The sequence below is a fragment of the Phytohabitans houttuyneae genome, assembly GCF_011764425.1.
GTDB classification, from domain to species: domain Bacteria; phylum Actinomycetota; class Actinomycetes; order Mycobacteriales; family Micromonosporaceae; genus Phytohabitans; species Phytohabitans houttuyneae.
On the sequence record NZ_BLPF01000001.1, the window covers coordinates 4,180,801 to 4,203,480 of the forward strand.

At 69.2% G+C, this 22,680-nt stretch carries 22 protein-coding genes, 1 tRNA gene, 3 pseudogenes and 1 riboswitch; of the genes and pseudogenes, 17 read left to right on the forward strand and 9 right to left on the reverse strand.

Annotated elements, in window-relative coordinates:
* Positions 1-404: 404 nt before the first annotated feature.
* Together Phou_RS19230 and Phou_RS19235 are read right to left on the reverse strand one after the other, a co-directional pair.
* Complete coding sequence (locus tag Phou_RS19230; RefSeq protein WP_173057293.1) at positions 405-1,109, reverse strand: HAD family hydrolase; 705 nt, start codon at positions 1,107-1,109, stop codon at positions 405-407.
* A complete protein-coding gene (locus tag Phou_RS19235) occupies positions 1,106-2,020 on the reverse strand; it encodes a winged helix-turn-helix domain-containing protein (protein ID WP_371872139.1) in 915 nt (304 codons plus the stop codon). The genes Phou_RS19230 and Phou_RS19235 overlap by 4 nt, the downstream gene beginning before the upstream one ends.
* A gap of 319 nt (positions 2,021-2,339) precedes the next feature.
* On the opposite strand from Phou_RS19235, the gene Phou_RS19240 reads away from it, so the two are divergent.
* From Phou_RS19240 to Phou_RS19305, 14 genes and pseudogenes are all read left to right on the forward strand, one after another.
* A complete protein-coding gene (locus Phou_RS19240; RefSeq protein ID WP_173057295.1) occupies positions 2,340-2,600 on the forward strand; it encodes a DUF6284 family protein in 261 nt (86 codons plus the stop codon).
* On the forward strand, positions 2,600-2,809 hold the full coding sequence (locus Phou_RS19245) for a hypothetical protein (RefSeq protein WP_173057296.1): 210 nt from the start codon (positions 2,600-2,602) through the stop codon (positions 2,807-2,809). Before Phou_RS19240 ends, Phou_RS19245 begins: the two co-directional genes overlap by 1 nt.
* A 4-nt stretch (positions 2,810-2,813) precedes the next feature.
* Positions 2,814-3,176: an RRQRL motif-containing zinc-binding protein gene (locus Phou_RS19250; RefSeq protein WP_173057297.1), complete on the forward strand. Its 363-nt coding sequence runs from the start codon at positions 2,814-2,816 to the stop codon at positions 3,174-3,176.
* Positions 3,177-3,179: 3 nt separating this feature from the next.
* The gene (locus tag Phou_RS19255; protein WP_173057298.1) at positions 3,180-3,968 is read left to right on the forward strand and encodes an ABC transporter permease; all 789 of its coding nucleotides are present in this window, start codon (positions 3,180-3,182) and stop codon (positions 3,966-3,968) included.
* A 90-nt stretch (positions 3,969-4,058) separates the two neighbouring features.
* Positions 4,059-4,532, forward strand: a complete 474-nt coding sequence (locus tag Phou_RS19260; RefSeq protein ID WP_173057299.1) for a DUF3307 domain-containing protein — start codon at positions 4,059-4,061, stop codon at positions 4,530-4,532.
* Positions 4,529-4,747: a hypothetical protein gene (locus Phou_RS19265; RefSeq protein WP_173057300.1), complete on the forward strand. Its 219-nt coding sequence runs from the start codon at positions 4,529-4,531 to the stop codon at positions 4,745-4,747. Before Phou_RS19260 ends, Phou_RS19265 begins: the two co-directional genes overlap by 4 nt.
* The gene (locus tag Phou_RS19270; protein WP_173057301.1) at positions 4,744-6,888 is read left to right on the forward strand and encodes a cell division protein FtsK; all 2,145 of its coding nucleotides are present in this window, start codon (positions 4,744-4,746) and stop codon (positions 6,886-6,888) included. The genes Phou_RS19265 and Phou_RS19270 overlap by 4 nt, the downstream gene beginning before the upstream one ends.
* A gap of 137 nt (positions 6,889-7,025) precedes the next feature.
* A complete protein-coding gene (locus tag Phou_RS19275) occupies positions 7,026-7,295 on the forward strand; it encodes a hypothetical protein (RefSeq protein WP_173057302.1) in 270 nt (89 codons plus the stop codon).
* A complete protein-coding gene (locus tag Phou_RS19280; protein ID WP_173057303.1) occupies positions 7,292-7,606 on the forward strand; it encodes a hypothetical protein in 315 nt (104 codons plus the stop codon). Before Phou_RS19275 ends, Phou_RS19280 begins: the two co-directional genes overlap by 4 nt.
* Positions 7,603-7,905: a hypothetical protein gene (locus Phou_RS19285; RefSeq protein ID WP_371872140.1), complete on the forward strand. Its 303-nt coding sequence runs from the start codon at positions 7,603-7,605 to the stop codon at positions 7,903-7,905. Before Phou_RS19280 ends, Phou_RS19285 begins: the two co-directional genes overlap by 4 nt.
* Before the next feature lie 23 nt (positions 7,906-7,928).
* Positions 7,929-8,849: a bifunctional DNA primase/polymerase gene (locus tag Phou_RS19290; RefSeq protein ID WP_246273617.1), complete on the forward strand. Its 921-nt coding sequence runs from the start codon at positions 7,929-7,931 to the stop codon at positions 8,847-8,849.
* Positions 8,846-9,944 (forward strand): annotated as a pseudogene (locus tag Phou_RS19295) (AAA family ATPase). The gene Phou_RS19290 and the pseudogene Phou_RS19295 overlap by 4 nt, the downstream one beginning before the upstream one ends.
* Positions 9,945-10,188: 244 nt before the next feature.
* Entirely contained in the window at positions 10,189-10,431 is a 243-nt protein-coding gene (locus tag Phou_RS19300; protein ID WP_246273618.1) for an excisionase family DNA-binding protein, read from the forward strand.
* Positions 10,431-11,636: a tyrosine-type recombinase/integrase gene (locus tag Phou_RS19305; protein WP_173057304.1), complete on the forward strand. Its 1,206-nt coding sequence runs from the start codon at positions 10,431-10,433 to the stop codon at positions 11,634-11,636. Before Phou_RS19300 ends, Phou_RS19305 begins: the two co-directional genes overlap by 1 nt.
* 90 nt (positions 11,637-11,726) lie before the next feature.
* Here the strand turns inward: Phou_RS19305 and Phou_RS19310 are convergent.
* A tRNA-Gly gene (locus Phou_RS19310) sits at positions 11,727-11,800 on the reverse strand.
* Positions 11,801-11,967: 167 nt separating this feature from the next.
* On the opposite strand from Phou_RS19310, the gene Phou_RS19315 reads away from it, so the two are divergent.
* Positions 11,968-12,894, forward strand: coding sequence for a zinc metalloprotease (locus tag Phou_RS19315; protein WP_173057305.1), 927 nt, complete (start codon positions 11,968-11,970; stop codon positions 12,892-12,894).
* Here Phou_RS19315 and Phou_RS19320 read toward each other — a convergent pair.
* On the reverse strand, positions 12,836-13,384 hold the full coding sequence (locus Phou_RS19320; protein ID WP_173057306.1) for a pyridoxamine 5'-phosphate oxidase family protein: 549 nt from the start codon (positions 13,382-13,384) through the stop codon (positions 12,836-12,838). The two genes, Phou_RS19315 and Phou_RS19320, sit on opposite strands and share 59 nt — an antisense overlap.
* A 54-nt stretch (positions 13,385-13,438) precedes the next feature.
* Between Phou_RS19320 and dcd the strand changes: the two genes are divergently transcribed.
* A complete protein-coding gene (dcd, locus tag Phou_RS19325; protein WP_173057307.1) occupies positions 13,439-14,020 on the forward strand; it encodes a dCTP deaminase in 582 nt (193 codons plus the stop codon).
* A 512-nt stretch (positions 14,021-14,532) separates the two neighbouring features.
* Here the strand turns inward: dcd and Phou_RS52770 are convergent.
* Both Phou_RS52770 and Phou_RS19330 read right to left on the reverse strand, forming a co-directional pair.
* A pseudogene (locus Phou_RS52770) lies at positions 14,533-15,099 on the reverse strand (transposase); the annotation flags it as partial.
* A 359-nt stretch (positions 15,100-15,458) separates the two neighbouring features.
* The gene (locus tag Phou_RS19330; RefSeq protein WP_173057308.1) at positions 15,459-16,430 is read right to left on the reverse strand and encodes a C40 family peptidase; all 972 of its coding nucleotides are present in this window, start codon (positions 16,428-16,430) and stop codon (positions 15,459-15,461) included.
* A gap of 12 nt (positions 16,431-16,442) precedes the next feature.
* A riboswitch (cyclic di-AMP (ydaO/yuaA leader) is annotated at positions 16,443-16,575 on the reverse strand.
* A 388-nt stretch (positions 16,576-16,963) separates the two neighbouring features.
* Between Phou_RS19330 and Phou_RS19335 the strand changes: the two genes are divergently transcribed.
* Complete coding sequence (locus Phou_RS19335; RefSeq protein ID WP_173057309.1) at positions 16,964-18,919, forward strand: N-acetylmuramoyl-L-alanine amidase; 1,956 nt, start codon at positions 16,964-16,966, stop codon at positions 18,917-18,919.
* Between the two features lie 820 nt (positions 18,920-19,739).
* On the opposite strand, the gene Phou_RS19340 is transcribed toward Phou_RS19335, so the two are convergent.
* The 3 genes and pseudogenes from Phou_RS19340 to Phou_RS19350 all read right to left on the reverse strand — a co-directional run bounded on the left by Phou_RS19340 (position 19,740) and on the right by Phou_RS19350 (position 22,658).
* On the reverse strand, positions 19,740-20,762 hold the full coding sequence (locus tag Phou_RS19340; RefSeq protein ID WP_173057310.1) for a hemolysin family protein: 1,023 nt from the start codon (positions 20,760-20,762) through the stop codon (positions 19,740-19,742).
* Positions 20,755-22,063, reverse strand: a pseudogene (locus Phou_RS19345) (hemolysin family protein). Before Phou_RS19345 ends, Phou_RS19340 begins: the two are co-directional and overlap by 8 nt.
* Before the next feature lie 31 nt (positions 22,064-22,094).
* A complete protein-coding gene (locus Phou_RS19350) occupies positions 22,095-22,658 on the reverse strand; it encodes a VanZ family protein (RefSeq protein ID WP_173057311.1) in 564 nt (187 codons plus the stop codon).
* Positions 22,659-22,680: the final 22 nt, after the last annotated feature.

The window sequence follows — 22,680 nt, forward strand, 5'->3', positions numbered from 1 at the left end:
CTAGGGCTATTCCTTCAACTCCACTGGGATAAGCCCCCGAGGACGTTAACGTGTGGTTAGGAGCTTTGACAACCGTAACCGGCCTTTTCACCGGACTCGTTGGCTATTATATAGGCGAACAGTCGTAGCGGCGATCACGCTGTATCGCGCTTCCATATACCGGAGCCACGCAACGGCACAGCGTTTCTCCAACCGGCCTCTTTAGAACCTACGTGCCCCCGCTATTGGCACGGCCGCGCGGGACGGCTGCACGGCAAGAGCGGCTGAAACATGTGTGAGCGGCGCCGCTGCTCTCCCGTGTTTCAGCCGCTGTTCGTGTCACTCAACCGTCACACAAGATCAGACGCGTTTCCGCAGGTCAGAGGTGATTGAGTGACACGAGTGACACAGGTGACACACTCCCGCTACCGAAGTTTCAAGAGGGACATGAGCGCGTCCGCGACTTCACCCATGGAGGTGACCACGACATCGGCACCGGCCACCGCGAACCGGTCGATCTTCCATGGGCGGTTCGCATACCCGATCACTGGGACGCCGGCCGCACGCCCACCGTCGATGTCCGTGAGCGAGTCTCCAATCAGGACGCACTGCGCCGGATCGACGCCAAGCGCGCTCGCGGCGCGCAAGATCGGATCGGGGCTGGGCTTCATCCGTGCCGGATCAGCGTAGGCGCGTCCTGCGACGGGATGCACGTGGCCGGCCAGCCGCCGCGCTGCGAGGTACGAGGTCACCGCGCCGGCCGAGTTGTTGCTGACTACCGCGACCGGTAAGCCGACCTGGCGCGCACCGACGATGACCTCACGTCCGTACGGGGTTGGCTCCGCAGTAGCCACCGCGCGAACCTCAGCCGCGCAGAGTGCATCCTCCACCATCGTGACTAGGCGCTGATCACCAGCACGCCCGACCCACCGGAGCACTTCTAGCGGGTCCTGTTCCTCGGCAACCTCGGCCGGCACAGACACGCCACTGTCACCGATCAGTGCGACCAGGTCCCCGGCAACGGTCCGCGCCGGGTAGCCGGCGAAGATGCTGCACACCGGCCCGTCAAAGTCGAGCAACAGGGGACCGCGCCGCGCCAGTAGGCCAGCCACGCTGTCCGCCGCGCTCACGCTTCGTACCGATACGCGATGGTGGACCACACGGAGTCGAACCACGCCCGTGAGGACTCAACGAACTGCGTGCCGTGCGACGCCTCATCATCACTCACGGCGTAGTGGAACAGCGGCACGTCCTTGCCCATCAGGTCGTAGATCGCGGTTGGCTCCCCCTTGATCGGTACGGCGCGCTCAACAACTGGGTAGAAGCCGAAGAAGACCTCTTCACCGTTGATGATGTAGAGCTTGAACAGCGACGCAGCCCGGTGCATGCGAACCTCGGCCGTGGTCGACCTGACCAAGCCGAGGTCACCCAACTCGGCCACCTGATCAAGGATGCCGTCCACCGCCCGGCGGGTGATGCGCTCGGCACGCTCGCGCACCGCGACGTCATCGCTCTGGGTCTCTGCCCGCGCCGGCACCGCCATCGGAACCGACATGTCCGAAACCAGAACGCGAACCGCGATGGTCTCTGGCGCCAGTCTTCCGACTCGTACCTTGTCGAGTACCTCGGCGAGCGCATTCCGCAGTGTCTCGCCGGAGAAGCCGGCGAAATCCACTGTGACGTGCGGCCGGTCGAAGGCCGCTTCGATGTGCGGCCGCAACTCAACCGCCCGCTGGGTCTGGGCGCGCACAAACGCGCCGCTCCCCTGTCGCGACACGATCAGCCGCTCCGCGCGCAGCGCCTCAAGCGCCCGCTTCACAGTCTCCCTGGCGACGCCGTACCGCGCCGCGATCTCCGGCTGTGACGGCAGCTTGTCACCAGGCGCGAGGCGCCTCGTAAGGATCGCCGCTCGTAGCTTCGCCGCGATCTGCGCCGACGCCTGTCTTGGGTCATCCGGATCAAGGTCACCGAGAAAGTCAACGTCCGTGGTCACCAGATCACGATAGCGCTGACTAGCCAAGTTAGGAAACTTCAGCACCATCTCTTGACCTGACTAGCCAACCAGGTCTACCTTCGTCTCACGCACCTGGCTAGCCATGCTAGGCAGGCTTGCTAGACCGACTGGTGTCGGGGAAGGCGATTCCGTCGGGATCGCGCGCCTACGGCCCGCTGTGATCGCTGGTTCATTGACAACTGAAGGGGTCGTGACCTCCCCGGAAAAGGTCGCCGCGCACGCCAAGGTCCGTGCGCTCTTACCCCCGGTTGACCTGGGGTTTTCCTCTGTCTCCGCTGGCGGCGCGTTGCGCTGATGCCGCGTGCCGCCAGCGGCTCCACTTCGACTCCCCCTGTGAGGCATCGACATGGACACGTTCGACGTGCCCGCGCTGGCTAAGGCCGGCCCGACTGTGGAAGATCTCGCCGCGATCACGGCTGAGTGGCCGTTGATCGAGGCTGAGCTTGACCTGCTGGACGCCGAGATCCGCATCATCACTACTGACGACAACGCCTCTGACCTGGACTGGCGCCGGTTGCGCCGGGCCGAGACTCGCGTGCTGCGCGAGGCGACCGCGTTCTATGGCCGCGCGTCCAGCGTCGCCGTGCCGCATCGGCTGGTGGCCTGATGACCGCCCGTAACACGCCGCACCCGCTGGCCCGCGCCGGTCGTGTGGCTCGCGTGCTCGGCCCGATCGCCGGGATCGGAGCTGCACTGTCCGCCGTGCCCGGTGTGATCGGCACGGCCGGCGCTCTGCTTGCGATCGCGGCCGGCATGCCGGCGGTGGTGCTCGGCCTGTACGACGTGCGCCGCTGGCTCCGGTCCGGCAGGCGGTAACCCGGTGAGCCGGATACGCGCCGCGTACTACGACCCGGAGGGGTCGCGGTACGGCATCCCAACGTTCTGGTGGCGTGGCGCGCCGGCCTGCTACGCGACCCGGCGGCAACTACGTGACCGGGGACTACGGCCTGCCGGTCAGCCGGTCGCCGCTCAGATCTTGTGGCGCGGCGTAGGCGGCACGCGGGTGGCCTACCTGTACCGCCTCGACCTGGCCCGCCCGAAGCGCACCGCAACGGCGCGTCAGCGCGCCGCGATCGACCGGGCGCTACTGGCGCGCCGGACCTGCCCGATCTGCCGCCGCGTGCGGCCCTACTACATCCGTCGCTCGCTCGGCGAGTGTCTCGACTGCAACGAAGGACGGTAACCGATGACCGCCGCACCGACTGTGAACAGCGCCTACCCGGCGCCGATCGAAGACCTGCTCCCCCGCGCTCGCGCGCTCGCCGACGCGCTCGGCGAGATCCCCTCCCGTAACCGCCTCAAGAAAGAGCTGCGCGTCGGCTCACCCAAGGCCAACGCCCTGCGCGACGCGCTGGCCGAGCTGCTCACCCCGCCCGCGCCGGCCGCCGCGCCGGAGCCCACCGAACCCACCCCGGACCTGATCGGCACGCCACCGGCCACGCCCGAACTGGCGCCGGCCGAGCAGACGCCGCCGCTGCCCGCGTCGCCGCTGGAAGGCAGCGACGCAGACCCGGGTACCAACATCACGGCCGAAGTCACCGCGACCGCGCGGCGCCGCCCGGTTGTCTGGCCGGTCCTGCTGCTGGCCGCACCCGCGTTCGTCGCCATCTGGGCCGGTTGGGTGGAGCTGGGCAAGCTCACCGGATTCGGCAAGGTCAACCTGCTGCCCGGTATCGCCGATGGCGTGATGCTGGACACGGCCATCACCCTGCCGATCGGCATGGAGACCTACGCCGCGTACGCGCTGTGGGTGTGGCTGTCCGGCCGCGCCCCGCACGCCGCCCGGCGGTTCGCCAAGTGGTCCGCGATCGCCTCGCTCGCGATCGGCGCCGCCGGTCAAGTCACCTACCACCTGATGGCCGCCGCTGGCTGGACGTCGGCGCCCTGGCCGGTCACCGCGCTGGTTGCCTGCCTGCCCGTCGCCGTGCTCGGCATGGGTGCGGCGCTGGCTCACCTAATGCGCGCTGAGCACTAGCACCGCCCGGCGGCGCGGCCCTGTGGCCTGAGAAACCGCGCCGCGCCGCCGGTCCCCCTTCCAGCCTGGAAAGACTTCGGAGGAACCTCCATGTTCGCAGACCCAACCGCCGAGCTGGGCACGTTCGGCGCTGTCTTCGCCGCTCTGTACGCCGCTCACCAGGTCGCCGACCACTGGATTCAGACCCAGTGGCAAGCAGACACCAAGGGCAAGACCGGGTGGCTCGCCAACCTCGCGTGTGCCGCGCACGTGGCCACCTACACGCTGACCGGCGTATTCGCGCTGTTCGCGCTCGCCGCTGCGACCGGCTGGCGTCCCGACCCGTGGCACCTGGTGATCGGGATGAGCATCTCGGCGGTCACGCACTACATCGCCGACCGGCGCACGCCGCTGTTCCGGCTGGCTTGCGCGCTGGGATCAGGTCGCTTTTGGACACTCGGCGCGCCGCGCCCGGACCGTGACGACAACCCCTCGCTGGGCACGGGCGCGTACGCGCTTGACCAGTCCTGGCATGTCGGCTGGCTGTTCTTCGCCGCGCTGTTCATCTCCGGAGGTCAGTCGTGACCATCCACAGTGCGCTAGCCCGAATCGGTTATGTGACAACGGATCTGGACGACTATGCCGCCGCGCTCGCCGACCTCGCCGAGGCGATCAGGTGCCGCAAAAGCGCCGATGTGCTCGGCCACGTGGAGCGCATCGGCGCTTGTGACCCGCCTACGGCCGCCGCGCTGACGGACTGGCTGATCTTCACTGAGATGTTCGAGGAGGTGACCTCGTGACCGTCAACCCCAACCCGGAAGAGTTCGACTGGAAGGCCGCTGAGGCTGACGTGATCGGCGGCGCTGACGTGGTGGACCTCGACGGGGTACGCGCCCGCCGGCAGCGCCCTGAGACGCACTTTGAGACGGTTCTTGATGAGGAGCCCACCCCTGGCGGCGCGCCGGTTGACGTGCCCGAGCAGGGCAAGGGTCAGCCGCCGATGGTGCCGACCTGGTTGCAGGGATGGGCGAACCTCAAGCACTCGCTGCGGTACGCGGCCAAGGTGACCGGCTATCGGGTTGGCTTCCACGCGATCCGCTCACCGTGGTACGCGACGCGAGCGCTGTTCTGGGCGGTACCGGGCGTGTTCCGGCTGACCGCGATGCACGTGCGCTGGTGGTGGGTGACCGAGCAGCACACGCTGCGGCAGAAGGCCGCTGACGACAACGACCCGCAGACGTGGCTCAAGCTGCACCGTGAGGCCAAGTCAACCCGGTCCTGGCGCGGCTTCGTGCTGGTCTGTGAGGCCGTCGCTGTCCTGTGTGGAGCGCCGATCGCGTACGCGATGGCTCCCTGGTGGGCGGTCGCGATCGCGGCGGTGGTGGCGATCACTGGACTTGCCCACATTGGACGCCCCGCTGACCGGCCGATCGTGTCCCCGGCCACGGTGGCGGGTCGGTTCCGGCGCCTCAACTCCGACATCGTGCTGCGCGCCTACTACGCGGCCGGCCTCGGCAACCCGGACAAGCCACACCAGCAAATCCAGTTCGGCTCGCCGATGTCGCGTGACGCAACGGATTCCGGCTCACAGGTGCTCATCGACCTGCCGTACGGCAAGACGTTCGATGACGCGCTCAAGGCCAAGGGTGCGATCGCCTCCGGGTTGGACGTGTCCATCAACCAGGTCTTCATCACCCGCGACCGCACCTCGCACCGCCGGCACGTGCTGTTCGTGGCCGACCGTGACCCGCTGGCCATCCCGGCCGGTCGCACGCCGCTGCTGGACGGCAAGCCGCGCGACATCTGGATTCCGGCACCGTTCGGGCTGGACGAGCGCGGCCGCAAGGTCGGTCTGCTGCTGATGTGGATCTCAGTACTGATCGGTGCTCAGCCGCGCAAGGGCAAGACGTTCTCCGCGCGGCTGCTGGCGCTGTACGCGGCGCTCGACCCGTACGTCAAGCTGCTCGTGGTGGACGGCAAGATGTCCCCCGACTGGGACAAGTTCCGTCTCGTGGCGCACCGCTACGTGTGCGGCGTGGTGCCGGACAGCCGCGACAACGACCCGATCACGCACATGCTGGAGCTGCTCCGCGAGGTCAAGAAGCACATCGAAGAGGTCAACGACTTCCTGGCCAAGCTGTCCGTGACCGAGTGTCCAGAAGGGAAGATCACCCGCGAGCTGTCCCGCAAATACGCGCAACTGCGGGTGTGGGTGCTGGTCATGGAGGAGTTCCAGAACTACTTCGAGACCGATGACCAAGACGTGAACAAGGAGATCGCGGCCCTGCTGTCGTTCATCAAGGCCGTAGGTCCCTCGGCGGGCGTGGTCCTGCTGTCGGCCAGCCAGAAGCCTTCCGGCGTCGGTGCTGGCGACGTGGCGCGGCTGTTCAACCGGTTCCGGGACAACCACGATGTGCGTTTCGCGCTCAAGTGCGGCAACCGCATCGTGTCCGAGGCGATCCTCGGCGGGGACGCCTACGCCGAAGGGTTCGACGCCTCCACCCTGCCCAACGGCCCGGAGTACCGGGGTGTCGGCATCCTCTACGGCGCCACCGATGACACCCCGATCGTGCGCACCTACCTAGCCGACCACGCCGACGCGGAGAAGATCCTGCACGCCGCGCGTAAGCACCGGATCGCGGCCGGCACCCTGTCCGGCCTCGCCGCTGGCGAGCAGGTCGAGCGTGAGGTACGCGACGCGCTCGCCGACGTGCGTGCCGTGTTCAACGCTGGCGAGCGTGGCCTGCACTGGCTGCACATCGCTGCCCGGCTGGCCGAGCGGTTCCCGGAGCACTACGCCGACACCACGCCCGAGGCGATCTCCGCGCAACTGCGCGCGCTTCGTGTACCGAGCGTGAACGTGAAGGTCGCCGGGGAGACGCTCAAGGGTGCCCGGCTGGACGCCATCGACACCGCGATCCGAGCACGCGGCAACCCCTGAAAGGTGGCGGCGGCGGCGCTACCCGGTAGCGCCGCCGCTACCTCTGCCGCTACCACCCTGGCCAGCCGCTACCTGTCCTGGTAGCGGGTAGCGCCAGCGGTCCCGCACACCCGAAAACCGGCCTCTGGAGGCATTCCATGCCCGCCCTTGCCGCTACCGCTACCGCCAGCGCCGGCACGATCGGCGCTCTCCTGATCGCCATGATCGTTGTCACGTTCGGTTACGCGTTCACGTGCTGGCTCTGGCCGTTCAAAGCCTGCCGCCGCTGCGGCGGCACCGGTCGCAAGCGCGGACCGATCGGCCGGATCTACCGGCTGTGCCGCCGCTGCCACGGCGACGGCCTACGCCTACGCGCCGGCCGCCGGATCGCCAACCACCTGCGTCAACTGCACCGGGACGCCCGATGAGCGTGTTCGACTTCAACCCTGATCACACCGACTGGTGTGCCCGCGATCACCGTTGCGGCACCGCCGGGGAACACCGGGCAGAGTCGATCGTGGTGCACATCCCCGGCCACGGCCGCGCCGCGCTCACCCGCGCACGCACGGCTGACGGCCGCGAGTACGCCGAGCTGCACATGCGCATCCCGCTGCGGCCGGTCGAGAACCATGCGCGCCGGCAACTGCACGGCATCCTGTCCGACCTACGCGACCTCGTAACCCGCGCCGCGACCATCACCCGACCTGCGTCCCGCCACAGTGGACGGAGGGCAGCGTGATGGCAGACAACCGCCGCGACGGACCGTCGTTCCGTGACCCGCCGCTGACCGGCGCCGAGGTCTGGCTGATCGGCACGCTCGCAGAGCTGCACGCCATCACGGCGGCGCTCGGCGATGCCGGCGCGGTCGCCTACCAGGCACCGCGCAAGGCCATGCACGGCAGCGACGCCGGCCGCTACCGCCAGTACGTACGCCTCAACATCGCCAGCGCTGCACCGCGTCAGCGCACCCACGCGCGACCGGACGACTCCGGCGGCGTGCTTATCGACCTCGACGCCGCCCGGCGGCGCACCGCATGACCACAATGGAGGGAGCAACCCTCATGACCCTGCTCGATACCGCGCTGGCCGCCGCACGGCGCGGCTGGCACGTCTTCCCCGTCCGGCCCGGGGACAAGACCCCCGCCCTGCACGGCGACCGGCGCTGTCCCGGCACCGGCCCGTGCAAGTCCGGTCACCTCGGCTGGGAGCAGCGTGCCACCATCGACCCGGACCGTATCCGCGCCTGCTGGTCCGGCGCTGTCTACAACGTCGGCATCGCGTGTGGTCCGTCCGGCCTTGTCGTTGTCGACCTCGACCGGCCCAAGCCGAACCAGGTCGCGCCGGCCGAGTGGCGCATCCCCGGCATCAGCGACGGTGGCGACACGCTCGCCGTGCTCGCCGACCGGCGCGGCCAGCCGTATCCGTGCGACACGTACACCGTCACCACGACAAGCGGCGGCACGCACCTGTACTGGCAGCACCCGGACGGGCCAGAGCTGCGCAACACGGCCGGCGCGCTCGGATGGCTCATTGACACCCGCGCACACGGCGGGTACGTGGTCGCGGCCGGCAGCATCGTGGCCGGCAATCGGTACACCGTCGAGTGGGAGACCGACCCGGTGCCGTTGCCCGGCTGGCTGGCCGACCTGCTCGCCGCGGAGTCCCGCCCGCTGCCGGTCGAGGAAGCCGCGCCGGTCCTGCTGCGCGAGGCCGGCCGCCGTGCCGCGTACGTCGGCGCCGCCATCGACGCCCAGCGTCAGCGGATCGCCGAGGCGCCGCAAGGCCAGCGCAACCGTGCGCTGTACCTGTCCGCCGTCGCGCTCGGCCAACTCGCCGCTGGCGGCGCACTCGCCGAGGAAGACGTTTACACAGCCCTGTGGCCGGCCGCACGCGCCGCCGGCCTCACCCGACGCGAGACAGACCGCACCATCCGATCCGGCCTCAAAGCCGGCGCGGCGCGACCTCGGAGCGTGGCGGCATGAGCGCCGCGACGCCGGCCGAGCGGCCCGACCTACGCGTGGTCGAGCCGGGCGAACAGCCGGACGTGCTGTCCCCGGTCCGCCGAGAGACCGGCCGTCTGCGCACCGCATGGACAGCCGCCGACCTGATGGGCATGGACTTCCCCCGCCACGGTGGGCCGTACCCGGCATCATCTGCGAGGGCGTCAACCTGCTAGCCGGACCGCCGAAGGTCGGCAAGTCCTGGCTGTCCCTCGCGCTCGGCCTCGCCGTCGCGGCCGGAGGTCAGGCGTTCGGCGCCATCGACGTGCAAGCCGGGCCGGTGCTCTACCTCGCGCTGGAAGACACGCCGCGCCGGCTACAGAGCCGGATCGGCAAGGTCCTCGCTGGGCAACCCGCGCCGGCCGCGCTGACGCTCGCGACCTCGTGCCCGCCGCTACCGCAGGGTGGCGACGAAGCGATCGCGACCTGGTTGGACCGCAACCGCGACGCGCGCATGGTCATCATCGACGTGTTCGCCAAGATGCGCGGCGCCTCAGCGCCGGGCATGTCCGCCTACGACGCCGACTACGCCGCCGTAGGCCGAATCAAGAAGGTCGCCGACGCCTACGGGATCGCGGTCCTGATGGTCCACCACGTACGAAAAGCAGGCAGTGAGGACTTCCTAGAGGCCGTGTCCGGCACCAACGGCATCGCGGGTGCCGCCGACGCCACGCTGGTACTCAAACGGCCACGCGGGCAAGCCGATGGCGTGCTACACGTGACCGGCCGCGACGTGGACGAATCCGAGTACCCGCTGGCGTTCGACGCGCACGCCGGAGCATGGCTCATGCTCGACGGCCCAGCCACCGACCACGAGCTAGGCGACACCCGATCGGCGATCATCCGTCACCTGCGCGCCAACCCGGCCAGCGCACCGAAGGTCATCGCCGAGGCGACCGGCCTAAACCCGGCCACCGTCCGGCAGACCTGCACGAGGATGCTCGCCGACGCGCAGGTCACCTGCGACGCCGCCGGACGCTACTCGCTGCCCGGCGGGGACCTGTCCTGAGTGTCACCCGTGTCACCCGTGTCACTCAACCGCCTCTGACCTGCGGAAACGCTTCTGATCATGAGTGACAGCAGAGTGACAAGATCAGGCAGACATACTGTTACATAAGCCTCTGAGAGGCTCTGAGCGGACTAGACGGTACCCATCACACCGGACCATCACAGATCTTGGCTCTACGTGGCTCTGAGCGCGCCGTTCTACGGCCCGTTGAGCGTCCGCACCCCGCATCCACTCCCGACGCTGCGTGCCGCCCGATGGGCGCCTACAAGGCGTCTCAGGCGGCACGCGGCGCGACCGGAAGGAGCCTCCCGAGTGAGCGCGAAGTCGTTGGCGCCTCTGCCGGACGAAATGCTGACGATCGAAGAAGCGGCGGCGCGAATCAAGATGAGCGCCCGCTACGTGCGCCGGCTCATCGCCGAGCGTCGCATTCCCTTTCACCGGCTCGGCCGGTCTGTACGCATCCACCCAGCCGACCTGGCGTCGTTCGTTCACGCCGGTCGCGTCGAGCCGATCAACCCGGGAACCGTGTGGAACGAGTTTAGGAGGGTCGCCTAGTGGCGAACAAGGGAGGGCACCGGCGGTTCGGCAACATGCGCCGGTTGCCGTCCGGCCGGTACCAGGTCCGCTACCCCGGACCGGACGGACTGCCGCGCACAGCGCCAGAGACGTTTGCGCGCAAAGGAGAGGCCGAACGGTATCTGTCCATCGTGGAGGCTCAGCTAGCGCGCCACGAGTGGGTCGATCCGGATCGGGCGAAGATCCGGCTACAGGACTACGCGGAGCGCTGGATCTCGCACCGTCCGAACCTCCGGCCGCGTACGGTCGCGCTGTACACGTGGCTACTGGGCAGGTACGTAACTCCGTACCTCGGCGGCGTGCCGCTCGGCCGGCTCGACACGCCGATGGTGCGCGAGTGGCGGGCAACCCTGCTGGGAAACGGCGTATCGGCCACGATGACCGCCAAGGCGTACCGCCTGCTTCGCGCGGTGCTCATGACCGCCGTGAACGAGGATGAGCTAATCCGCAAGAACCCATGTCGCATACCGGGCGCTGACCAGGAAAAGGCGTCGGAGAGGCCGGTACTGAACATGGCTCAGGTCTTCGCGCTCGCCGATCAGGTAGGCGAGCGGTACCGGGCGCTGATCCTGGTAGCCACTTTCGGGTGTCTGCGGTGGGGCGAGGTCGCCGCGCTGCAACGGCAGGACATCAACGCCAGCACGGGCGTCAACCGCGTCCGTCAGGCGTTCACGGAGCTGCGCGGGGTTGGCATGGTGCTCGGCCCGCCCAAGTCGCGGGCCGGTCGCCGCGCGGTGTCCGTGCCGGCCGCGATCCTGCCCGTGCTCCGCGCCCACCTCGGCCGATGTGTCGGCGAAGGGCCGGACGCGCTGGTGTTCACCGGGCCGAACGGCGCGGCGATCCGGCGCGGCAACTTCAACAAGCTCACGAAGTGGTCAGCCGCCGTGGCCGCGATCGGCGCGGCCGGCCTGCACTTTCACGACCTCCGACACACGGGCAACACGCTCGCCGCGCGGACCGGCGCCAGCACGAAGGAGCTGATGGCGCGCATGGGTCACGACTCGGCACAGGCCGCGCTGATCTACCAGCACGCCACGGCCGAGGCCGATCGGGCGATCGCCGAGGCGGTCAACGACGCCGTCAAGGCAGAACAGCGGCGGGGCAAGAAGGCGCCCAAGCGCGAGCGGAAGCGGCGCGGCGACCCTGACGACGGAGCGGCCGGGATGCTCGCCAAGGTGAGCTAATGGCACGTGAATGGCACGCGGGCCGATAGGCGCCGCAAAAGAGATCGAAAGCCCTGGTTGGGACATGCGTCCTGACCAGGGCTGGATCACTGGAGCGGGTGACGAGAATCGAACTCGCACTGTCAGCTTGGGAAGCTGATGTTCTGCCATTGAACTACACCCGCAAGCGGAGACCACTGTACCTGGTCCTGCCTTCGTCACGCACGCACCTTCACCAGCGCGGCTCTAAGCCGCCCAAAGGTGTGCCAATCCGCACGTAACTATTTTCAAGAACATCAATGCGATGTAGCCTCCGCTGCAAGCAGATTGGGCAACCTGGGGAGGGTTTGCGATGCGGGCTTGGCGGGCGCTCGTCGCCGTCGTCGCCGCGATGGCGGCCGTCGGCACACCGCCGCCAGCGGGTGCCACCAGCGCCGCCTGCGTCGACACAGCCGCAACGCCAGGCACCACGCAGCCCGCCGCACGAGCACGACCAGGCGCCGGCGCCCAGCACGACCCCAACCACCTCACGGCAGAGCAGGTCAGGCAGCTTCAACTCCTCACCGAACAAGCTCTCGCCGCCCGAGGCCTCGCCGGCCAGCCCCGGACCACGGCGACCGTCACCGTCCCCGTTGTCGTACACGTCGTCGCTCGCGACGCCTCACGAGAAGGCGGCAACATCCCCGACGCCATGGTCACCGCGCAGATCGACGTGCTCAACCAGGCCTACGCGGCGGCGACCCAGTTCGCCTTCGAGCTGGTGCGGATCGACCGGGTCACCAACGCCAGCTGGTACCCCATCGTCTATGAATCCGCCGCCGAGCTTGCCATGAAGACCCAGCTGCGCGTCGGTGGCATGGAGACGCTCAACCTCTACCTCGGCGACCTCAGCGACGCCCTCCTCGGCTGGGCGACCTACCCCCAGCCGGCCCTCGACCCCAGCGACGGCGTCGTCATCCACAGCGAGTCGCTGCCGGGCGGGACGTCGCTTCCCTACAACGAGGGCGACACGGCGGTGCACGAGGTCGGGCACTGGCTCAACCTCTTCCACACCTTCCAGAACGGGTGCACCGAAGAAGGCGACCTCGTCGACGACACGCCCGCGGAGGCATCGCAGGCGCGTGGCTGCCCCGAAGGTCGCGACACGTGCACGGCGGATCCGGGTGAGGACCCGATCCACAACTACATGGACTACAGCACGGACGCCTGCATGATCGAATTCACGCCGGGGCAGGCAGCTCGCATGCTGAGCGGCTGGGACGCCTTTCGGGCGACCTAGCGGGCTCCGCGGCGGCCGAGGGGTCGAGCCACACCTGCACGGCGGGGCGGCCAGGAGGCTCGACCGCGAACGGGGTGGCGCCGTTACGACCGTGTCGGGCGAGCATGGCGACGTCGACCGTAAATTCGTACAGCTCCCAGTCGACCTGCGGCGCCGCGCGCAGGTGGCCGGCGAGGCGGGCGACCTTGGCGCGGTCGGTGACCACGGTGGCGCGGCCCGCGAGGTAGGCCTCGTCGTCGCTGTCCTCAGGCGGAAACGAGTGGAGCGCATACCGCCCGTCGCGCTGCAGGTCGCGCCGCTTGGGCGAGTCGACCACAAAGCAGAACAGCCCCTCATCCGTGATCACCGGCGAGACCGGGTGCACCCGCGGGCCACCGTCGGCGCGAACAGTCGCCAGGTAGCCCAGACCCGGACCGTACTGCAGCATGAGGGCGCGGATCGCATCGGCGAGGCGGGGCTCGTCGGCGGAGAAGTCGGACCAGGATGCCATGAACACACTCTATCGAACATACGTTCGACACAGGTAGTCCCCTATGGTGTGTTGATGCTGCTCTCCGACCGTGACCTCGTCACCGAGATCAAGGCGGGCAACCTCGCGCTCGATCCGTTCGAGCCCGCGCTGGTCCAGCCGTCGAGCATCGACGTGCGACTCGACCGGCTCTTCAGGGTGTTCAACAACCACCTGTACACGCACATCGACCCCTCCGTGCAACAGGACGAACTAACCTCGCAGCTCGAGGTGCCGGACGGCGAGCCGTTCGTGCTGCACCCGGGCGAGTTCGTGCTGGCCTCGACGCTAGAGGTCATCTCGCTAGGCGAGCAGCTCGCCGGCCGCCTGGAGGGCAAGTCGAGCCTCGGCCGCCTGGGGCTGCTCACGCACTCGACGGCCGGCTTCATCGACCCAGGCTTCAGCGGCCACGTGACACTTGAGCTGTCCAATGTGGCCAACCTGCCGATCACGCTCTGGCCAGGCATGAAGATCGGCCAGCTCTGCATCTTCCGGCTCTCCTCGCCGGCCGAGCACCCCTACGGCTCGACCGTCTACGGCTCCCGCTACCAGGGCCAACGCGGCCCCACCCCGAGCCGCGCCTGGAAAAACTGGCGCACCTGGCCCACGAGCCGATAAAAGCCCGAAGTTTGCCCCCGTCCGCGCCAGCTGCGGACCGCATGCTCCCGCGGGCACCGCTCCGGCCGGCGACGAGCTGGCGCTCGTCGAATTCCCCGGCCTCCGCTTCCGGGCCCGCGCGACAAGCCCACCCGCGCCGGTGGCACGACGCGCCCGCGGCGCGCAGGTCTCCCGGTGCAATCAGCACGACCACCACGTAGCCCAGCGCGGTGCTACGCCGAATCAGGCGCAACATCGTCATCGCCACGCCGGCGCCAGAGTGCGGTCAGGTCGGCCGGCGGTGCGCAGCCGGAGACCGCACGAGTTGCCCAAGGGTGGCGCACGCCGCGCGTGGCCAACGCCGCACAGGCCCTTGTCGTCGATCTCGCAGCCCGGCGCCGGTGTTGCCAGCAACTCGATTCCGGATCCCGCTGCCAGCCCACCGGTTGGGGCGGCGTGCAGCCCGCTCCGGGCAGGCCTGGCCCAGCCGGCCCGTCGCGGTCAGCGTGACCAAACGTGGAGCCCTTTAGATGCCCAACCCCGGAACCGTGAGGCTGGCCCCGCCGGGCGATGGCGGGTCGGATCCCTGGCCGCGGACGGCCGTGCGGTGATGGTCGTGGTCATAGACGCGGTCGCCGTAGAGCAGGGCGGGACAACGACGCGGACGACCACGACGACCGGATACTGGTGGCACCCGCGTCGATCAGCGGCAACAGCTGAGTGATGTCATTGCGGTTGCCGCCGGTCAGGGCGGCGGCCAGCGATATACCGGCGCCCTCGGTGAACACATGGTGCTTGGAGCCCGCTCCGGCACGGTCGACCAGTCAGCTTGCCGGCGCTGTTCAACTCGGCCAGCAACAGCTCATGCAGGCGTTGCCACACCCCGGCCGGCCCCGATCCGAAACCAAGCTGCTGGGCAGGAACGCCCACTGAATACCGGTGCGCAGCACGAACAAGATCCCGCACAACACCCTCCTGTCCGGCAGCCGACGCCGCGGCACGCGACGATCCGCGGGCCATTTTGGCCAGCGAAGCCGCGGTGGGGAACCGGTCCTGGCAGTCACCGACCTCAGGCAGCAGCCGACCGCCGCGCGAAGCAAGCCTGCACGGGCCGGCCTAGTGAAGATCGGTGCGTCCCGAACTTGCTGTTGCAGGGCATCGGCCTGCTCGGGCTCAGCGTCCAGCGCGTCATGGGTGGCGAAGGCCGCGATTGGCGCCCGGGAGCTTGCAGTTTGCCAACTCGGACAACGACCCAACCGGCCTCGTCGGGGGCCAAGCAGCCAGCCAACGCCGGCGATCACGAACAGGCCCCAGCAGTCGACACCCACGAGCTGGGACGAACGGACAAGAGAACGCCCTCCCAGCCCGGGTGGATGGGAGGGCGTCTCTTTTACTGGCCGGTGCGGGTGCGTGACGGGGGAACACGCAGCAGGCGCGGCCACGGGGGTGGGTAACGCTTTTATCCGGGGCGGCCGTAGCTGTGGATGGGCGCGGCGTTGATCGTGCGCATCCGGATCGGCACGCCTGGTTTGGACGCGTCGACGATGTAGCCGCCACCGACGTAGATGCCGACGTGGTGCAGGTCGCTGTAGTAGAAGACGAGGTCGCCGACCTTGAGGTTGCTCCGGCTGACCGACGGGACCTGGCCGCGCTGGCGAGCCGCGTTGTGGGGCAGGCTTGTGCCGGCGGCGGCCCACGCCTTCATGGTCAGGCCCGAGCAGTCGTACGTGTTGGGGCCCTCGTTGCCGAAGACGTAACCCTTGCCGATCTGGGCGCAGGCAAACTTGGCCGCCTTCGTGCCGGCGCTGCCGTCGTACTGCACGGGGCAGGGAGCCGGCCGGAGCTCGCCGATGCCGCCACCCGACCCGTACGCGTCCAGGCGCATCTTTTCGAGCTTGGCGATCTCGACGTCGATCTGCTTCTTCTTCGCCGCCAGCTGCGCCTCTTCTTCGGTGAGCTGGCCGACGAGCTGGTCGAGCGGCTCCTTCTGCGCCACGTACCGCGCGCGGAGGTCGACGACCGCCGAAATGTCCTTCTGCGAACGGCGGGCGAAGACTTCGAGCATCTCGAGCTGGTTGGTGAAGGTCGAGGGCGACCCTGTCGTCAACATCGCGTTGAGCGCCGAGAAGTTGCCGCCCTTGTACTGCTCGGCTGCGTACTCTCCCACCTTCGCCATGGCGAGGTCGATCTGCAGCTGCAGCGGCGCGATCTTCTTGGCGAGCGCGTCAGCCTTCTTGCGCTTCGCCTGGAGGTCGAGCCGGGTCGCGTTGTGCTTTTCCGCCAGCGGCTCCAGCTTGACCCAGGCCGCGTCGATCTGCTTCTCGATCTCGGCGGGTGTGGGCTGGGCGCGTGCCACGGTGCCGGTGGAGAGCACGGTCGCGACAGCGACAAGAGCGGTGATTACGGTGCGACGCGCGGCATAGCGTGCCACCGGAGCCGTTACTCCTTCTCCCTGGCCGCCTACCGGGTTAGCTGACGGGTTCGGGCGGGAGAGCGCGCCCTACCGCTTTCGCGGATTCACCCCGAAGTGCTTGGGTCCCCGGCTCGTTTCTTTCTCGACTCGGCGGGCTGAGCCGTGGTCTCCCAGGCTGGGAGGCCGACCGCCGGCTCAACGATCCCCAAGGGTAGGAGTGGCCCAATCACCCGCGCAAGCGCTGTGGAAAACCCTCTCGGTGCGTATATGAGCCGGTAGCGGCGCGTGTATCGAAACGTTCTCGGTGAATGGTAATTAGCGCGGAATTCACAGTGGACACAAGAAGTAGCGCGGTGACTCCGAGGCGTGTACCGGCGCGTCGTGTGCATAAAGCGTGACATTGCTCGATTGTGGAGTTTCGTGGCAAGGCGGACAAAGCGGCGAGCGAGACCGAGTGAAGCTTTTTTACGAGCGCGCTACATCTGGCGGAATCTATTGACGAAGACGGCTGGCGACAGCCAGGGTGACCCCATCCCCGAACGGAGGTTCTGATGCCCTACCTGACAACGCGCATCGCCCTCACGACAGCGGTGGTCGGGGCGGCGACCCTCATGCCGGCCGCCGCCGTCCCCGCGTCCAGCCCCACGCAAGACACCAGACAGCAGGAGTACGCAGCGGCCGCGGAACAGCACGGCGTCCCGGAGAGCGTGCTGCTCGCGGTGTCCTATCTGGAGTCCCGCTGGGACACCAACGCCGGCACGCCCAGCACCAGCGGCGGCTTCGGCCCGATGCACCTCACCGACGCCGAGTACGTGATGTCGCTGCCCACCGGCAACCACCACGACCACGACGGCGAGGACCCGCGCGGCGACGCCGCCCGCCCCGCCCGAAACGTCGACTCCGGCGGCGTGGCCGCCCCGGCGCCGCAAGCGCTGCAGACGCTCGACCGTGCCGCGGCGATCACGGGTGCGTCCGAGGCCGACCTGCGCACAACCCCCGCGGCGAACATCGCCGGTGGGGCGGCACTCCTGGCCTCGTACCAAAGAAGCATTGGTGGACCGGCGGGGAGCGCGAGCGACCCCGCGGCCTGGTATGGCGCGGTGGCCAGTTACAGCGGCGCGGACAGTGCCGATGCCGCGGCGGCCTTCGCCGACGAGGTCTTCGCGACGATGCGGAGCGGCGTGGCGCGGGTGACCGACGACGGGCAGCAGGTCACGCTGGCCGCGCGCGACGTGGCGCCGGCGCGGAGCTGGCTGTCCCGCCTCGGCCTGCGCAAACTTGCCCGCCCGGACGGCCTGGAGTGCCCGACGGACATCTCCTGCGAGTGGATCCCGGCGCCCTACCAGGACCTCGGCGGCGGCGACTACGGAAACCACGACAAGGGCAACAGACCCCAACAACAGAAGATCGAGTACATCGTCATCCACGACACCGAGGGATACTTCCAGCCGTCGGTTGACCTGGTGCTCGACCCCACGTACGTCAGCTGGCACTACACGCTCCGCTCCGTCGACGGCCACATCGCGCAGCACCTCAAGGCCAAGGACGTGGGGTGGCACGCCGGCAACTGGTACGTCAACGCGAAGGCCATCGGCCTCGAACACGAGGGCTTCGCCGCGCAGGGCACGTGGTACACGGAGGCGATGTACCGCACGTCGGCGAAGCTGGTGCGGCACCTCGCACTGCGGCTGGGCATCCCGCTGGACCGCAACCACATCATCGGCCACGACAACGTGCCCGGCACCGTGCCGTCCACGGTCCGCGGCATGCACTGGGACCCGGGACCCTACTGGGACTGGTCGCACTACTTCGACCTGCTCAAGGCGCCCTTCCACACGACCGGGTGGCCGGGCAGCGGGCTGGTGACGATCGACCCCGACTTCGCGGCGAACAAGCCGGCGTTCGTGGGCTGCTCCGGCGGCGCCACCGTGCCGTGCCCACCGCGCGGCTCGTCCGCCGTCATCCTCCGGACCGCGCCGGACGCCTCGGCCCCGCTGGTCAAGGACGTCGGCCTGCGCCCCGGCGGCGAGGACGCGACCATGCAAATCTCCGACCACGGCGCGCGGGTGTCGGCCGGCCAGACGTACGCGGTGGCCGACCGCCAGGGCGACTGGACGGCGATCTGGTACCTGGGGCAGAAGGCGTGGTTCCACAACCCACGCTCAGCGCCGGCGGCGAAGTGGGCCACCGGCCTGATCGTGACGCCAAAGGCGGGGAGGGCCACGATCCCGGTGTACGGGCGGGCCTACCCGGAGCAGGCCGCCTACCCGGCGGGTGTGCCCTATCAGGCGATCACGCCGCTGCAGTACACCTTGGCGGCCGGCCAGCGGTACGCCGTGGGCAACCTGCTGCCGAGCGAGTACTACCGCGCGGTCACGTTCGACGGCTCCTCACCCGGCGACTGGACGGTCATCCGGGGCGAGAAGAGGTACGCCCAGATCCAATTTGGACACCGGATCATGTTCGTGGATCTGGCCGACGTGGACGTACGCCTGTCGTTCCTCTAGGAGCGTTTATTAGCTATTGCCCCGGTCCGTGTCAGCTGCGGACCGCATGCTCCCGCGGGCAACGCGGAGGTCGGCGGCGAGCTTGGCGCTCGCCGAGTTCCCCGACCTCCGCTGCCTGGTCCGCGCGACAAGCCCAATCGCCGTGCTGGGCCGGGGTCGCGTCTTCCATGCCGTGCCGGGGTCGCGAGGTCTCCTTTCCTGGAGGCGCGGGCGTCGTGTGGCGGATGTTCTCAAGCTGGGCGCACCGATGCGCCCACGTGCGGCGCCAGCCTCACCCGCGCCGGGGTTGGGCGCGGTGGTCGGGACCAGGGTCGGCCGGCCCGGCGGGCTGGGCCGCAGGGGAACGGTTTGTCCGGTTCGGCCTGTGCTTGTCGCGTGATGATGGTCTGAGCAGGAAAAATCGCCCGACATTGGGTGCTCAGACCGTCGCAATGCGGCTGAAGCCATGGTCACGCTGGCCGGCGCAGGGCCTGAGGGCGATGGGTTGACACGGGTGGGGGCGCCTGGTCGCTGGTCAGGTCAGTGAGCGCGGAAGCACGGGCAGAGCAACTGCTGGACGTGGACCAACCCGCACCAGCGGCACGATCGCGGGGATCGCGGTGTTGTCCTCGATCAAGGACCTGCGCGTCGAGATCATGATGCGTGGCTGTGACGCGATCAAGACTGGGGACGCAACCGCTCAGCTGAGTGGAGACCGATCACGCGAGCTTGACGGCACCGGTGCGCGGACTGGTTGACGCTCTGCTGGACGATCCGAGGCAAGGCCGACTCAGGCCACACGCGGATCGCGCCTATACCGCGCCCCGCGACAAAGATGCAGTCAGCGCCCCGGCGCACCACGAGGACCCATGACGGCGGTGAGCACGTCGTCCAGGGTGACCACCCCGAGCGCCGCCCGCCCGTCGCTGACCAGCACCATGTGGCGCCGCTCGCGGCGCATGGAGAGCAGCAGCTCGGCCAGCGTGCGCTCGGGTGGGACCACGGCCAGCGAGCGCACGATCTCCTCGGGCACCGGGGCGGTACGGCGCGGGCCCTCGTAGCCGAGCACGTCCTTGACGTGCACGAAGCCGAGCACGCGCCGCGTCGCCCGGTGCACCACCGGAAAGCGCGAGCGGCCGGTGCGGGTGGCGAGTACCTCCAGCGAGGCCGGCGAGACGTCCTCCGCGACGGTCGTGACCTGCGCCCACGGGCGGAGCGCGTCCGCTGCCGTGCGGCGGCCGAGGGCGAGGGCGCCGGTGATGCGGGCGTGTTCCTCGGCGTCGAGCAGGCCCTCGGTACGCGCCTGCGACACCAAGCCGGCCAACTCCTCGGCGGTGAAGACGGTCTTGACCGCGTCGGTGGCCTCGACCCGCCAGATCCGCAGCACCGCGCGGGATGCCCACTTCATCGCGAGCAGGAGCGGCTTGGTGGCCAGGCAGAAGACGAGCATCGCCGGCCCGAGCCAGAGCGCGGAGAGCTCCGGGCCGGCGAGCGTGATGTTCTTCGGGACCATCTCGCCGATCACCGTGTGCAGGAAGACCACGATGCCCAGCGCCAGCACGAACGCCACCGGATGGAGTGCGCGGTCGGGCACCCCGAGCGCGTGGAACGGTCCCTCCAGCAGGTGGGCCAGCGCCGGTTCGGAGATCGCGCCGAGCAGTAGGGCGCAGACGGTGATGCCCAGCTGGGCACCGGCGATCATGAGGGGGATCTGGTTCATCGCGGAGAGCGCCCACCGGGCCCGCCGGGAGGTCTCCGCGAGTGGCTCGATGACCGTGCGGCGGGAGGCGATCAGCGCGAACTCGCTACCCACGAAGAACGCGTTGCCCAGCAGCAGCACGACCGTGATCAGGACCTTAGTCATAGTGCGCCACCTCCGGCGCGACCACGCGTACCTGCTCGATGCGGTGCCGATCCACCTCCACGACCGTAAACTCCCAGCCCTTTTCCTCCACCGACTCGCCCGCCACCGGGATGTGTCCCAGCCGCGCCATGAGGAAGCCGGCGAGCGTCTCGTACGGCCCGTCGGGCAGCCGGAAGCCGATCTGCTCGGCCACCTCGTCGCCGCGCAGCAGCCCGTCCACCTGGAAGGTGCGCTCGCCGCCCGGCACGGTCAGCTCCACCGGGCCGGCGTCTTCGACCGCGTCCGGGTCGAACTCGTCGGCGATCTCCCCGACCAGCTCCTCGACCAGGTCTTCGACGGTGACGACGCCGTCGGTCCCGCCGTACTCGTCGACCACGATCGCCAGGTCGGCGTCGGCGGCGCGGAGCGCCTCCAGCACGCCGTCGAGATCCAGGCTCTCCGGGACGTAGACCGGCTCGCGGGCCACCGCGGCCACCGTCGTTGTCGACCTTCTCGCCGGGGTACACCGAGCGCGTCCGGGACGCCCACCACGCCGGTGACCAGGTCGAGCGTGTCCTCGTACACGGGGAATCGGGTGCGTCCGGTCTCCTGCGCGGCCGTGATCAGCTCGGCCACCGTGGCGGTGGCCTTCAGGGCGACCACGTCGACGCGGGGGTCATCGCTTCGGCGGCCCGCTTTTCGCCGAACCGGATCGTGCGCTGAAGCAGCCGCGCGGTCTCGGTGGGCAGCGCGCCGGCGCGCGCCGAGATGGCGGCCAGCAACCCCAGCTCCTCCGGTGAACGGGCGCTGGCCAGCTCCTCCTGGGGCTCGACGCCGAGGCGGCGGACCAGCCAGTTTGCCGAGTTGTTGAGGCCCCGGATGAGCCACCCGAAGACCATCGAGAAGCCACGCATCGGCGCGGCCGTCGAGAGGGCGGCCGGCATCGGGCGGGCGAGGGCGGCGTTTTTGGGTACGAGCTCGCCGAAGAGCATCGACAGCAGCGTCGCCAGCACCAGGGCGAGGATCGGGGTGACCGAGTCGGTGGAGTCGCCGGCGAGCGGGCGGATGGCCGGAGCGAAGATCTTGGCGAGTGCCGGCTCGGCGAGGTAACCGGTCAGTAGCGCGGTGATCGTGATGCCCAACTGCGCGCCGGAGAGCTGGAAAGACAGCTCGTGCAGCGCCTTCTGCACGGTTGTGGCACGGCGGTCGCCGGCCTCCGCGCGCTGTGCGATCTCGGCGCGGTCGACCGTCACGAGCGCGAACTCGGCCGCGACAAAGAAGGCGTTGCCCGCCGTCAGCGCGGCGAAGCCGAGCAGCGGCAGGATGGTCAGTAAAAGGCCGTCGATGGTCGATTCACCTCGGCGGTGATTCTCCCACGCCAGCGGGTTGACGGGTTGCCACCCGTGCGGCGAGCACGCCGAGCAGTACGCCCAGGATCGCGCCGATGGTGTTGTTGACCCAGTCGTACCCGACGCACTCCCGACCCAGGTGCATCACGGACTGGGTGAGCTCGATCCCGCCGGACATGAGCACTCCCACGGCCGCCACGAGCAGCGGGCGCCGGATGGCGAGGACGGCGAAGAACGTCGCGGGTACGAACATCGTGATGTTGCCGACCCGTTCGCCCCGCTCGGTGGTCGAGATCAATGCCCGCCACAGCTGCCCGGCGTCGGACAGCGAGCCCACGCACCTGTCGACGTCGGCCACGCCGGGGACCCCGATCGGCACGTGCGGCGCGGGTGGCAGCGTGAGCGTGAGCACGATCGCGACGCTGAGCAGCATGCCGAGGCTCGGCCAGGTGGCCCACCGCATCCGCTCCGCGAGTGGCCGGTGCACCGCCACGGCGAGAGCCGACAGCAGCAGGAACGTGATCGCCGGCCACGGTTGGGAGAGGAAGTCGAAGGCCCAGCCGCGCACTCGTGCCTTTCTACCGGAGGTA

Excerpts from the sequence above, each read along its gene's own strand:
- Phou_RS19255 (WP_173057298.1), top strand. The coding sequence starts at position 3,180 with ATGACCGCCGCACCGACTGTGAACAGCGCCTACCCGGCGCCGATCGAA.
- Phou_RS19315 (WP_173057305.1), top strand. The coding sequence starts at position 11,968 with ATGCGGGCTTGGCGGGCGCTCGTCGCCGTCGTCGCCGCGATGGCGGCC.
- Phou_RS19245 (WP_173057296.1), top strand. The coding sequence starts at position 2,600 with ATGACCGCCCGTAACACGCCGCACCCGCTGGCCCGCGCCGGTCGTGTG.
- Phou_RS19260 (WP_173057299.1), top strand. The coding sequence starts at position 4,059 with ATGTTCGCAGACCCAACCGCCGAGCTGGGCACGTTCGGCGCTGTCTTC.
- Phou_RS19235 (WP_371872139.1), bottom strand. The coding sequence starts at position 2,020 with ATGGTGCTGAAGTTTCCTAACTTGGCTAGTCAGCGCTATCGTGATCTG.
- Phou_RS19335 (WP_173057309.1), top strand. The coding sequence starts at position 16,964 with ATGCCCTACCTGACAACGCGCATCGCCCTCACGACAGCGGTGGTCGGG.
- dcd (WP_173057307.1), top strand. The coding sequence starts at position 13,439 with ATGCTGCTCTCCGACCGTGACCTCGTCACCGAGATCAAGGCGGGCAAC.
- Phou_RS19340 (WP_173057310.1), bottom strand. The coding sequence starts at position 20,762 with ATGACTAAGGTCCTGATCACGGTCGTGCTGCTGCTGGGCAACGCGTTC.
- Phou_RS19240 (WP_173057295.1), top strand. The coding sequence starts at position 2,340 with ATGGACACGTTCGACGTGCCCGCGCTGGCTAAGGCCGGCCCGACTGTG.
- Phou_RS19290 (WP_246273617.1), top strand. The coding sequence starts at position 7,929 with ATGACCCTGCTCGATACCGCGCTGGCCGCCGCACGGCGCGGCTGGCAC.
- Phou_RS19280 (WP_173057303.1), top strand. The coding sequence starts at position 7,292 with ATGAGCGTGTTCGACTTCAACCCTGATCACACCGACTGGTGTGCCCGC.
- Phou_RS19275 (WP_173057302.1), top strand. The coding sequence starts at position 7,026 with ATGCCCGCCCTTGCCGCTACCGCTACCGCCAGCGCCGGCACGATCGGC.
- Phou_RS19320 (WP_173057306.1), bottom strand. The coding sequence starts at position 13,384 with ATGGCATCCTGGTCCGACTTCTCCGCCGACGAGCCCCGCCTCGCCGAT.